We start from the raw sequence: 12515 nt of genomic DNA, 5'->3' as shown, positions 1-12515 counted from the left end.
GAGTTGTGTGCAGTGATCCGCGGTGGGCGCGGATCACTGCACACGATCGACGAACGCGCGGATCTCCGCGATCACGTCGCCGGGACGCTCGGTCAGGTCGCGCCAGGTGTAGCGCAGCACCGTCCACGACGCGCTCAGCACGTTCTGCCGGATACGGTCACGGTGGAAGGCCGCGCTGTCGGAGTGGAATGCCCACCTGTCGATCTCGATCGCCAAGCGCTGCAACGGGAACGCGATGTCGAGCACGTACCCGCCGAACGGATGGTTCACCACCCACCCGCGGAGCCCGGATACGGTGAGCAGGCGAACAACGAGTCGCTCCGCCTCCGATCGAGCGCCGGACTCGGCCGCCCGCAACAACCGCTCTGCTTCCGTGCTGCCGTGTCGTCCGCGATTGCGGTCCTGCGCCCGCCGTAGGCCCAGAAGAGTCGCGTGCCGCTGCAGCTGCCGGTCCATGACCTCCTGGCCGAGAACGACGGATGCCTCGAGCACCGTCAGCGCCAGACCGGAGACGCGGACACGGCGGACCTCGACGATGTCTGCCGCATCGAGAGTGCGGCGGCGCAACCGAACCCCCGGCGCGGGGCGTCCCGACGCGGTGAGCGGAACGGTGACCTCGACCAGCGGCGAGAGATGCGTCGTCAGGCCCAACCAGAACGCGGCGCTCGTCCCGGTGAGCACTCCGCTGGTGGTCGACCACACTGCGCACCGCACCCGCGCTGTGTCGGTGAACGGTCGGTCGAGGGCGACGTACACGCCGGGACTCACCCGTCGCCACCGTCCCGAGCGGACTCGTCGTTCGAGAGCGTCCGAGCTCAGGCCGGCAGCTCGAGCGTGTGCGGACGTGACCACGCCGTCCTGAGCCGCGAGCAGTCTGTCGATCACGAGTGGTTCGACGCGCAGGGCGGCACGGTCGTTCCCGGTCCGCCTGTGTGCAGTGATCCGCGCCCACCGCGGATCACTGCACACAACTCGGCTACGCCTGACGACGGTCGGGCACGGTCGCGTGGTGGATCGGGCCGTCCCCGAGTGTCAGGGACATGCCACTGCCGCCGCGCCGCGCTGCCACGAACTCCGCCGCGATGGCCACCGCGGTCTCCTCGGGTGTACTCGCACCCAGGTCGAGGCCGACGGGTGACCGCAGTCGAGACAGTTCGGTCTCGGTCATCCCCACCTCGCGCAGCCGTGCCAGCCGGTCACGGTGGGTCCGCCTCGATCCCATCGCCCCGACGAACGCCACCGGCAACCTGAGCGCGACCTCGAGCAGCGGCACGTCGAACTTCGCGTCGTGGGTCAGGACGCACACCACCGTGCGCGCGTCGACCTCGGTGCGCGCGAGATAGGAGTGCGGCCATTCGGCGATCACCTCGTCGGCGTCCGGAAACCGTGCCCGTGTGGCGAACACCGGGCGCGCGTCGCACACCGTCACGCGGTAGCCGAGGAAGGTACCGAGCCGGGCCAGAGCGCCGGCATGATCGATGGCACCGAAGACGAGCAGTCGCGGCGGCTCGGCATACGACGCGACGAACATCTCCACACCGGGTCGGCAACGAACGGAACGGATTCCGGTGGACCCGGTGTCCAGCATGGCGCGGGCCTCGTCGACCGCGATGCGGTCGATGTCGGCGAAGCCGGTCGATCCGACGTGCCGGTCCGGCCGCACGGCCAGGACCGTGCCGACGGAGTCGAGGAGCTGAACGGTGGCGACGGCGCCGTCGAACGACCGCAGGACCGCGGGGTCGGGCGCCGGCGAGACGAACACCTCGATCTCGCCCCCGCAGGTGAGACCGACGGCGAACGCGTCGTCGTCGCTGTAGCCGAAACTCCGGCGGACCGCGACGCCGGTCTCCAGGACCTCCTCGCAGAGCGCGTAGACGGCACCCTCGACGCAGCCGCCCGACACGCTGCCCACCACCTGTCCGTCGGAGGCGACGGCCATCGCGGCACCGGGTGACCGGGGCGCGCTGCCCGAGACGGCGACGACGGTCGCGACGGCGTACGCCAGTCCCGCGTCGTGCCAGGCCATCAACCGGTCCGCGATGTCCCGCATCAGGAGATGCCCAGCGCTTCCTCGATGGGGTGCAGTGCGAAGTACACGACGAACACCGCGCTCATGACGTACAGCAGCCAGTGCGTCTGCCGCACCTTTCCCTTGGCCAGGCGGATGATCGTGTAGGACAACACCCCTGCCGCCACACCGACCGTGATCGAGTACGTGAAGGGCATGAGCACGATGGTCAGGAAGGCCGGGATCGCGATCTCGGTGTCCTCCCAGTCGATCTTGCGGACGTGGGTCATCATCAACGCGCCGACGAGTACCAGCGCGGGAGCGGCCGCGCCGACCGGGACGACGCCGGCGAGTGGTGTGAAGAAGATGAGGCTGGTGAGCAGTCCACCGGTGACCACGCTGGCCAGTCCCGTGCGAGCACCCTCCGCGACTCCGGCGGCCGATTCGACCACCGCGGTGTTGGCGGATCCGTTGATCGCGCCGCCGAGGATGGCGCCGATGCCGTCGACGGTGAGGATACGGCTCAGTCCGGGCAGCCGGCCCTGCTTGTCGACGAGACCGGCTTCCTCGCCCACTCCGAGGATGGTTCCCATGGCGTCGAAGAAGCCCGAGAGCACCAGCGTGAACAACACGACCGACGCGGTGACGACGCCGGCGCGGGCGAAGCCGCCGAACACGTCCACCTCGAACAGCAGGTCGAATCGCGGTGTGGCGACGATGGAATCGGGTACCGAGGGCACCACGGGACCCCATGCGCGTGGGTCGATGTCGACCACGGAGTTCAGCACGATGGCGAGGTTGGTAGCGACGAAGATGCCGATGAGCATCGCACCGGGGACGCGCCGGACGAACAGCACCATCATGACCACGAGGCCGACGCAGAACACGAGGACCGGCCAGCCTGCGAGCTTGCCGAAGATACCGAGTGTGACTGCGGTGGAGGCGTTGTCGCCGTAACCGACGAACCCGGCGTCGACGAGACCGATGAGAGCGATGAACGCTCCGATGCCCACTCCGATGGCCTGCTTCAGCACGCGCGGGATCGCGTCCATGATGAGTTGGCGGACACCGGTCAGCGCGAGGACGACGATGATGACACCTTCGAGGACGACGAGACCCATGGCCTGGGGCCAGGTCATGAACGGCGCGGCCTGGAACACCACGATCGGCGTCACTCCCAGCCCTGCCGCCATGGCGAGCGGCGCATTGCCCACCACGCCCATCAGCACGGTCGTCAGCCCCGCCGACAGCGCGACCATGGTGCTCAACTGTGCCGGGTCGAGGGTCGCACCGGTGACGTCCTGCGCGTCGCCGATGATGAGCGGGATCAGCACGATCAGGTAGGCCATCGCGACGAACGTCGTGATGCCGCCGCGGATCTCACGGGTGATCGTGGAGCCGCGCATCGTGATGGAGAAGAAGGTGTCGAGTCGGGAGCGGCGTCCGCCGCTGCCCACCGTCGTCGCGGGATCGAGTTTCGTCATGAGGTCAGGGCCTTCCCGGGTCCGTGATGTGTTCGGGTCGTATCGGTACTCGTGTGAGGGCGAGACCGGTGGCGTCGCGAACGGCAGCGACGACTGCGGGGGTGGAGGACAGGGTCGGAGGCTCGCCGGCGCCGCGAAGGCCGTACGGCGCCAGCGGGTCCGGGTTCTCCAGGATGTCGAGCTTCATCGGCGGCATGTCGAGGATGGTGGGGATGAGGTAGTCGGTGAACGACGGGTTCTTCACCAGCCCGTCCACGACGACGATCTCCTCCATCAGGGCGAGGCCCAGTCCCTGAGCCGATCCGCCGTGGATCTGCCCCTCGAGGGAGAGCCGGTTGAGGATCTTGCCGACGTCCTGGACGGCGGCCATCTCGACCACCTTCACCAGACCGAGCTCGACGTCGACGTCGACCACCGCGCGGTGCACGCACAGCGCGAGCTGGGTGTGGCTCGCACCCTGCCCGGTCACCGGATCCATGCCGGTGGTGGGACGGTGGTGGAACTCGCGGGTCTGCTCGACCACTCGGTCGCCGAGAACGTCCTCGATCGTGGCCAGGACGCCGTCGGTGCGTGAGACGACCTTGCCGCCGTCCAGAGTCAGGTCCGTCGCGGCGCGACCGAGATGCAGTCCGGCGAGGACGAACACGGCCTCCCGGACCGCCTCGCACGCGGCCTTCACCGCGCCGCCGGTCATGTAGGACTGGCGGGACGCGGACGACGAGCCCGAGTTCCCGACGGTGGTGTCGGCCGGGTGGATCGTCACGCGCGACACCCCCAGCTCGGTGCGGGCGATCTGCGCCTCGAGTGTCACCAGGCCCTGGCCCACCTCGGCGGCGGCCGTGTGCACCAGAGCGGTGACCTCGCCGCCGATGACCTCGAGTCGGACCCGCGCCGTCGAGTAGTCGTCGTAGTTCTCGGAGAAGCAGATGTTCTTGAGTCCCACGCCGTAGCCGACTCCCCGCACGACGCCCTCACCGTGCGTGGTCTGCGACGCGCCTCCGGGAAGATTGCGGATGTCGGAGGTGTCCAGTGGCGCGGGCATGGGCATCGCCTCGGCCCGGAGGAGCATCTCGGCGAGGGGCGCGGGAGCCTCGATCACCTGACCGGTGGCGAGGAGCGAACCCTGAGCGACGGCATTGACGCGGCGGACCTCGACCGGGCTCAGACCGCACGCCTCGGCGAGCTGGTCCATCATCGACTCGTACGCGAAACATGCCTGCACCGCGCCGAATCCGCGCATCGCGCCGCACGGCGGGTTGTTCGTGTAGACGCCGTACGCGTCTATCTCGATGTTCGGGATCACGTACGGTCCCACGCCCAGCGACGCAGCGTTGCCGACGACGTTCAGCGTGGCCGACGTGTAGGCGCCGCCGTCGAGGATGATCTCGACGTCCGCGAACAACAGCCGGCCGTCGCTCGTGGCGCCGTACTCGTAGTGCATCTGCGCCGGGTGCCGGTGCACATGCCCGAAGAACGACTCGTAGCGGTTGTAGACCATCCGGACCGGCTTGCCCGTGTACATCGCGAGCATGGCCGCGTGGATCTGCATGGACAGGTCCTCGCGCCCGCCGAACGCTCCCCCGACGCCGGAGAGCGTCATCCTGATCTTCTCCTTCGGCAGTCCGAGGCACGGCCCGATCTGTTCGAGGTCGTTGTGCATCCATTGCGTCGCGACGTACAGGTCCACCCCGCCGTCGTCGCCGGGAACCGCGAGACCCGATTCGGGTCCGAGGAAGGCCTGGTCCTGGATGCCGACCGAGAAGTCGCTGCTGACGATCACGTCGGACCGCACGCGCGCAGAGGCCACGTCGCCGACGCGCACCGGTTGGTGTCGTGCGATTCCGCCGCGCTCCTGCACCTTCGGGTAGGTCGGATCCAGTGCGGCACGGCGGGCGTCGCACAGTGGCTCGAGCACCTCGTAGACCACCTCGATCCGTTCCATCGCCCGGCGCGCGGTCTCGGGGTGATCCGCCGCGACGAGCACGATCGGCTCGCCTTCGTGACGCACCTCGCCGAAGGCGAGGACAGGCTGGTCCCATGTGCCGTCGAGGCCGAAACACGGGCGTCCCGGCACGTCCTCGTGGGTGAGCACGGCCTCCACGCCGGGGAGGGCGAGCGCCGCCGAGATGTCCACGGACACGATGCGCGCGCGGGGATGCGGACTCCGCAGGGTGGCGCCGTGCAGCATGCCGTCGATGAACAGATCGGACGAGTACGCGAACTCTCCCTTGACCTTCAGGGTCCCGTCGGGGCGGAGCGGACTGTCTCCCACGCGTCCGAGGCCCGGTGCGACCACGGGTGCGGGGAAGGCGCCGGGGCGCGTCCGTCCGGGGGCGCTCACAGGACGTCCTTCGCGAGAGCCATGAGACGACGATGTGCGTTCGCTCCCGCCGCCGCCGCCTCGTCCTGCGACACGCTGATCAGCGTGTCGTCCTCCACGATCGTCCGACCGCCGACCATGAGGTGGCCCAGTGGCGGCGTCTGCCCGTACGCGAGCGCGACGACGGGATCGTCTATCGCGGCGAAGAAGCCGTCGGTACGCCAGATCGCGAGGTCGGCGAGCTTGCCCACCTCGAGTGACCCGATCTCGTCCTGCCGGCCGAGGACCGTGGCGCCACCGAGTGTCGCTGCTTCGAGAGCCTGGCGGGCACTCAGCGCGGTCGGCCCGTAGCGTGCCCGCTGCATGTACACGGCCTGACGGATCTCCCCGGCGAGCGAGACCATCTCGGCGGACGCCGATCCGTCCACGCCGAGACCGACCGGCGCGCCGGCGTGCAGCAGATCGGCGACACGGGCGATTCCCGCGCCGAGTCGCGCGTTCGAACTGGGGCAGTGCGCGACGCCGGTACCCGTTGCCGCGAGCGAGGTGATGTCGGAGTCGTGCAGGTGGACGGCGTGGGCGAACCACACGTCGTCACCGAGCCACCCCACCTGTTCCATGTACTGCACGGGGGTGCAGCCCATCTGCGCGAGGCAATGCTCTTCCTCGTCCACCGTCTCGGACAGATGTGTGTGCAGCCGAACATCTTTCGATCGGGCGAGGCTCGCCGATTCGACGAGCAGATCCTTGCTGATCGAGAACGGGGAGCACGGCGCCACGGCAATGCGCAGCATCGACCCGAACGACGCGTCGTGGTGCGTGTCGATCGCGTCCGCGGTGGCGGTCAGGATGTCGTCGAGCTTCTCCACGACCTCGTCGGGCGGGAGCCCGCCGTCCGACACGCCCCGGTCCATCGACCCGCGGCAGGGGTGGAAGCGCACTCCGATCCGCGCCGCCGCGTCGATCTCGGCGGCGAACAGATCGCCCCGTCCCTTCGGGAAGATGTAGTGGTGATCGGTGCTGGTGGTGCACCCGGACTTCGCGAGCCAGCCGAGCCCCGCCAGCGCGGCCCCGCCGACCACCTCGGCGTCCATCTTCGCCCAGGGCCGGTAGAGGGTCACGAGCCACTCGAAGAGGGTGCTGTCCTTCGCCAGTCCCTGCGACGCCCACTGGTACAGGTGGTGATGGGCATTGACCAGACCGGGCGTGACCAGTCCGCCACGCGCGTCGATGATCTCGGCGCCGGGAACGATCGGCGCGGGACCCGCGCCGATCGCGGTCACGAGCGGCCCGTCGACGACGATGTACCCGTGCGGGATCTCGGCACCGACCACGGGTGCGATGTAGGCGTTGGTGACGATGCGAACACTCATCGGGAATCGGCCCTTCGTGAGGCGGCGAGTCGGACGGCGTCGAGAATCTTCTCGTAACCGGTGCAGCGGCAGAGGTTTCCGGCGAGGGCCTCGCGGATCTCCGCATCGGACGGATCGGGCACCCGCTCGACGAGGTCGTGCGCCTGGACCACCAGCCCGGGTGTGCAGAAGCCGCACTGGACGGCGCCGCACTCCACGAAGGCCTTCTGGATCGGACCCAGCGCCTCCCCGTCGGAGAGTCCCTCCACGGTGCGCACGCGTCGACCTTCGACCTGGCCGGCCGCCACCAGGCACGAGCACACCGGCACGTCGTCGAGATAGACGGTGCAGGAACCGCACTCCCCCTGCTCGCACGCGTTCTTCGATCCGGGCAGGCCCATGCGCTCGCGCAACACGTAGAGAAGACTCTCGCCCTCCCACACGTCGTCCGCGCTCTGGTCGGTGCCGTTCACCGTGCAGTTCACTCTCATGCTCACGCCGCCTCTCCGTTGTTCCTGTGGTCGCGCCACGACCAGGCGAGAGTGCGTCTCGCCATGACCGCCAGCGCATGTCGCCGATAATCGGCGGTACCGCGTACGTCGTCGATCGGGCTCGCCGCCTCACGGACCAGGTCGCCGAACCGGCGGGCGACGGCGTCGTCGAGCGGGCCGTCCCAGTCCAGTTCGGCAGCGAGGAACTCCTCGGCGGCGGTGGCCCGCCGCGGCGTCGGGGCGGCCGAACCGATACCCGTCCCGACACGTCGCTCGGCCGGGAACAGGGCGAGCGAGAACGAACACACCGCGATGACCATGGCGTTGCGCGTGCCGACCTTCGAGAAGTACTGCGGCCCGGTGGCCGGCGGCACGTGGAACGCGCGGATCAACTCGTCCGATTCGAGGCAGTGACGCTTGACGCCGACGTAGAACTCCTCGGCCGGAATCATGCGTGTGCCCCGAGCGGCCGACTCGGCCTCGACGATCGCGCCGCAGGCGAGCAGCGGCGCGTGCAGATCGCCGGCGGGGGATGCGCCCCCGAGATTGCCGCCGACCGTCCCCCTGTTGCGGATCTGGGGCGATCCGACCGTGCGCGCGGCCTGCGCGATTCCCGGCAGCCGATCGCCCAGTTCGGCGATGATCCGCACGTACGGCATGCCGGCACCGACGCGGAGCGACCCGTCTGGATTTTCCTCCCAGGTGGTGAGCTCCGTGATCGGGTTCAGGTCGAGCAGCGCCGTCGGTCTGTGCAGATCGAAGTTCATCTCGACCATGACGTCGGTACCCCCCTGCACGGGGACGACATCGGGTCGATCGGCTGCGGCGGCGAGTGCGTCCGCCCAGGTCTGTGGCCGAAGAAAGTCCATGGGAGAAGTACACCCGCCCACCGTCCGGCGGACGAGACGCAGGAACGACAGACTATGACCCGCATCACACGCGAATCACTGTAGGTTCCTCCGAATGAAGGTGCACGACCTACTCGACATGCCCCATCTCGGACTCGACCCCCTCGTGTCCGACGACGGACGAGACACGGTCATCCGATGGGTCGTGACGACCGACATGCTCGATCCCGGTCGGTATCTCGAGGGCGGAGAACTGGTCCTCACCGGACTGATGTGGCACACGAGACCCGAGGATTCGGACGTCTTCGTCCGTGCGATCACCGGTGCCGGCGTCGCCGCACTGGCGGCCTCGTACGACGGCGTGGTGCCCGCCGATCTCGTCGAGTCGTGCCGCCGACACGGGCTGCCCCTGTTCCGGGTGTCCGCCGCCGTGGCCTTCGCGACGATCACGGAGAGCGTGGTGCGCTCGCTCTCGCGCGAGCGCGCGACCGATCTCCGGTCGGTCCTCGACCGGCACCGCCGCCTGGTGTCGGGCGCCGGCGCCGGGGACGGCATCGGGCCACTTCTCGACCTGGTGTCCGAGGACCTCGGACTGGAGTGCTGGGTGCTCACCCCCGGCGGGCGCGTCGTGGCCTCGTCCCATCCGCTTCCCGACGACATCCGTCCCGACGATCTGGCGCACGACTTCCTCACGGCGCGAGCACTTCCCGTGGTGTCCCACGGCCTGTCCCTCCTCGCCGTCGACGGTGACCGGACGTCGCGCGTCGCCGACGCGATGGTGGCCTTCCGCAGCGACTGGCGCAGTTGGACTCCCGAGCGGCTCGCACTCGCCGAGGACGTGGCGTCGATCGTCGCGCTCGAACGTGAGCGCACCGACGACCGCCTCGGGTCGTCCGGACGCTCGGCGCACCAGCTGATCCGCGTGATCACCGCGGGCGGATCGGTCGCGGACACCCTCGCCCAGATGACGGTGGTCGGCCTCGACACCGACGCTTGGTACGCGGTGGTCGCCGCGGCCGTCGCGAGTGGCCCCCTCCGCCCCGGCGAACTCCGGGTGGTCCTGCGCGAGTTGCTCCCGAGCGGCGGCGCGATCGGTGTGACGGACGGTGAGGTGGTCGCGATCGTTCCCACCGACGACGACCTGACGCCGCGAGTGCGGTCGGGGATGGATCGCCTCGGTCCCGGACTTGCCGGAAGCGACGTCTCGCTCGGCGTCAGCGGCGCGGTGACGGCGGGCGAACTCCGCGGCGCCGTCGACGAAGCCAGGTACGCCCGCCGGCTCGCGGCCGGCCGCAGCGACGGGGTCCGCATCGTGGGGCACGACGAACTGGCGGACCTGGTGCTGCTCCTGGCGAGCGTGCCGGACGAGATGAGACGGCTGTTCCGCTCGCGTCTGCTGGATCCGGTCGTGGAGTACGACGACCGCCATCAGAGCGATCTCGTCCCGACTCTGCGAGCCTTCCTCGACTGCAACGGATCGTGGACGGCGTGCTCGACCCGGCTGCACCTGCACGTCAACTCGGTGCGCTACCGCATCCAGCGTATCGAGGAACTCACCGGTCGGGATCTCTCCGGACTCGAGGACCGCGTGAACTTCTATCTGGCACTGCGGATGTCGTGACGGCCGGGATCAGATCATGTCCTTGCGCGCCAACCATCGCATGATCGGCCAGCCGAGGAACACCGGGATCCAGCACGTGAGCACGCGATAGAGCAGAACGGACGGCACCGCGATGGTGGCGGGCAACCCGAACGCCGCCAGACCGCCGATGAGAGCGGCTTCCACGGCGCCGATGCCACCCGGCGTCGGGGCTGCGGAGGCGAGCGTCCCACCGATCATCGTGACGATGGTGACCGTGATGAAGGTGGTTCCCCCGCCGAACGCCTCGATGCTCACCCACAGCGCGAAGGCAGCACCGAGAGTGGTTGCGGCGCAGCCCAGCACGATGACGGTGAAGCGTGCCGGATGCCGCACGAGCTCCGAGAGGTCCGAGTAGACCTCCGCGAGCTGAGGCCGCACCGCGGTGCGCAGGAAGCGCCGCAGGGTGGGCACGAACAGGAAGGCGCCGAGGGCGCCGAACGCGACACCGGCGATGAGGTACAGGATCGTGGCGCTCGGGACGAAGCGGGACAGGTCGGCGGACTGGCCCGCCGCGACGCTGAACACCACGAGCAGCGTCACGTGCGAGATCACCTGCACCAGTTGCTGCAGAGCTACCGCGGCGGTCGAGCGCGTGAGCGTCAAACCGCCCTTCTGCAGGAAGCGGACGCTCAGCGCCAGTCCGCCGACACCCGCCGGAGTCGTCGTCGCCGCGAACGTGTTGGCCACCTGCATGATCGTCGTGTTCAGGAAACCCACGGCGCCCGAGGCGCACGCCCACAGCGCCGCGGCCGCTCCGAAATAGGTCGCGGCGGAGATCGCGAGACCGAGCAGTGCCCACCACCAGTTGATCGAGGCCAGCTCGGAGGCGAAGGTCGGGACCTGACTGATGAACGGATACGCGACGTAGACCAGCGCGATGAGCAGGACCAACTGCACGACCTGGTTACGCGAGAACCGCGTCACCTGCTCGGTGGCGATCGCCGAGGTCCCGGTCCGGGCCAGCACCGTGTCCCGCGTCGCCGTGAGCACCCCCTTGGCGTCGTGCACCGCCCGGCGCACGCGGGTCGGGATGGCGGACGGCGTCAGCCGGCGTGAGGCGGTGAGAACGTCCGCCGGGCCGAGCCTGTCGATCGCGGCGTCGACGGCGACGTCGGGCCCGTACAGCGATGCGGTGGTCAGCATCAGCTGCGCGGCGTCCGAGTGCAACTGGGCCTGCGACGCGCCGAGTTCCGCGGTGTCGAAGCCACCGAGCAACGCGGTGCCGTCCTCGTCGATCCGGATGTCGTCGACCCGGAGGTCTCCGTGCGAGATCTGCCGGGAGCGCAGCACTCCCAGAGTCCGCCACAGTGCGTGCGCATCCTCCGGACGCTCGGGGTCCACGCGCCGACCGCGGGGAACGCTGTGGGCGTACAGGACCCAGCCACGCTCGAGGGCCGACACCGCCGTCGGGACACAGGCCGCCACGCCCAGGTCGTTCAGCGCGATGCCCATCAACGCGCGATGCTCCACCGCGCGGCGCTGTGAGGCGTGCAGGGGCGGGCTCTCCGACGACCGCAGAGTCACCAGTCGGCGCAGCAGACGCAGGGCGCCGCGGCTGCGCTGATTGGGACCGAACAGCTCGACGACGACGTCGTGGCCCACCGGCCCGATCCGTCCCGAGAGCACCAGGGGACCCGAACCCGCCGGGCGCAGGACGACGAACCCGGCGATGTCGACTCCCCGGCGCTTCAGGGCACGGACGGCCTCGGCGAGCGGCACCTCGAGTGCCGGGGTGCCCACCACCCAGATCACGAGCGATCCGGCGAGCCACCCCACGGCGAGACCCAGCAGCGAGCGCGCGGGGACGACGGTGCTGATGAGCAGATGGATCGGGACGAAAGCCAGGAGCAGCACCCACCACGTCCGCTTCCAGCGGATCGGCAGCCCAGGGCCGGAGACGGTGAGCACGGCCGCGACGATGGCGATCCAGCGCGGATCGTCGAGGATCTGCGAGAGCAGGGTGTCCAGGCGCGTCGATTCGTCGATGTGCCACTTCGGCGCGGAGATCCCGCTGCCACTGACCGACAACGCCAGTGCGGCCACCACGGCCGCGGCGACGTAACCCGCGAGCAGCCGCCAGCGGCGTGCCGCCACCAGTCCGGCGAGCACGGTGAACGGGAGAGCCAGGATGGCGACGCCGTACACGAGATAGACGGCATTGGACTGGCTCGGGGTGAGCACGCCGACGATGTCGGAGATCGAGCGCTCCAGCGCTGTCCACTCGTTGCGGGTCACCAACGAACCGACGACGATCGCCCCCAGGACGATCGCCGCGGTCACGACCCGCAGGATGTCGCTCGTTCGCCGGGTCAACGGTTGCAGGACGCTCCCGGTGACCGGGATGTCTCTTCCGTCGACCAGCACACCGGC

9 protein-coding genes are annotated in these 12515 nt (G+C 69.5%); 1 reads left to right on the top strand and 8 read right to left on the bottom strand.

The features are described 5' to 3' along the window. Positions 1–33 precede the first annotated feature (33 nt). The 7 genes from BR07_RS0108035 to BR07_RS0108005 all read right to left on the bottom strand — a co-directional run bounded on the left by BR07_RS0108035 (position 34) and on the right by BR07_RS0108005 (position 8524). A complete protein-coding gene (locus BR07_RS0108035) occupies positions 34–885 on the bottom strand; it encodes a type IV toxin-antitoxin system AbiEi family antitoxin domain-containing protein (RefSeq protein WP_027504993.1) in 852 nt (283 codons plus the stop codon). A 91-nt stretch (positions 886–976) separates the two neighbouring features. After that, positions 977–2050, bottom strand: a complete 1074-nt coding sequence (locus tag BR07_RS0108030; RefSeq protein WP_027504992.1) for an XdhC family protein — start codon at positions 2048–2050, stop codon at positions 977–979. Beyond that, positions 2050–3492, bottom strand: coding sequence for an NCS2 family permease (locus BR07_RS0108025; RefSeq protein ID WP_027504991.1), 1443 nt, complete (start codon positions 3490–3492; stop codon positions 2050–2052). Before BR07_RS0108025 ends, BR07_RS0108030 begins: the two co-directional genes overlap by 1 nt. A gap of 4 nt (positions 3493–3496) precedes the next feature. Next, a complete protein-coding gene (locus tag BR07_RS0108020; RefSeq protein WP_231476261.1) occupies positions 3497–5833 on the bottom strand; it encodes a xanthine dehydrogenase family protein molybdopterin-binding subunit in 2337 nt (778 codons plus the stop codon). After that, on the bottom strand, positions 5830–7185 hold the full coding sequence (locus BR07_RS0108015; RefSeq protein WP_027504989.1) for an 8-oxoguanine deaminase: 1356 nt from the start codon (positions 7183–7185) through the stop codon (positions 5830–5832). Before BR07_RS0108015 ends, BR07_RS0108020 begins: the two co-directional genes overlap by 4 nt. Beyond that, complete coding sequence (locus tag BR07_RS0108010; protein ID WP_027504988.1) at positions 7182–7655, bottom strand: (2Fe-2S)-binding protein; 474 nt, start codon at positions 7653–7655, stop codon at positions 7182–7184. The genes BR07_RS0108015 and BR07_RS0108010 overlap by 4 nt, the downstream gene beginning before the upstream one ends. 2 nt (positions 7656–7657) lie before the next feature. After that, the gene (locus BR07_RS0108005; protein ID WP_027504987.1) at positions 7658–8524 is read right to left on the bottom strand and encodes an FAD binding domain-containing protein; all 867 of its coding nucleotides are present in this window, start codon (positions 8522–8524) and stop codon (positions 7658–7660) included. 94 nt (positions 8525–8618) lie between these two features. On the opposite strand from BR07_RS0108005, the gene BR07_RS0108000 reads away from it, so the two are divergent. Further along, positions 8619–10124 (top strand): PucR family transcriptional regulator, encoded by a 1506-nt coding sequence (locus tag BR07_RS0108000; protein ID WP_027504986.1) that lies wholly within the window; start codon positions 8619–8621, stop codon positions 10122–10124. 9 nt (positions 10125–10133) lie between these two features. Here BR07_RS0108000 and BR07_RS0107995 read toward each other — a convergent pair whose 3' ends face one another. Continuing rightward, positions 10134–12509 (bottom strand): lysylphosphatidylglycerol synthase transmembrane domain-containing protein, encoded by a 2376-nt coding sequence (locus BR07_RS0107995; protein ID WP_027504985.1) that lies wholly within the window; start codon positions 12507–12509, stop codon positions 10134–10136. Positions 12510–12515: the final 6 nt, after the last annotated feature.

Origin of the sequence: Rhodococcus sp. UNC23MFCrub1.1 (assembly GCF_000686025.1) — a bacterium.
Taxonomy (GTDB): domain Bacteria; phylum Actinomycetota; class Actinomycetes; order Mycobacteriales; family Mycobacteriaceae; genus Rhodococcoides.
This window is presented reverse-complemented; position numbering and strand designations above follow the sequence as displayed.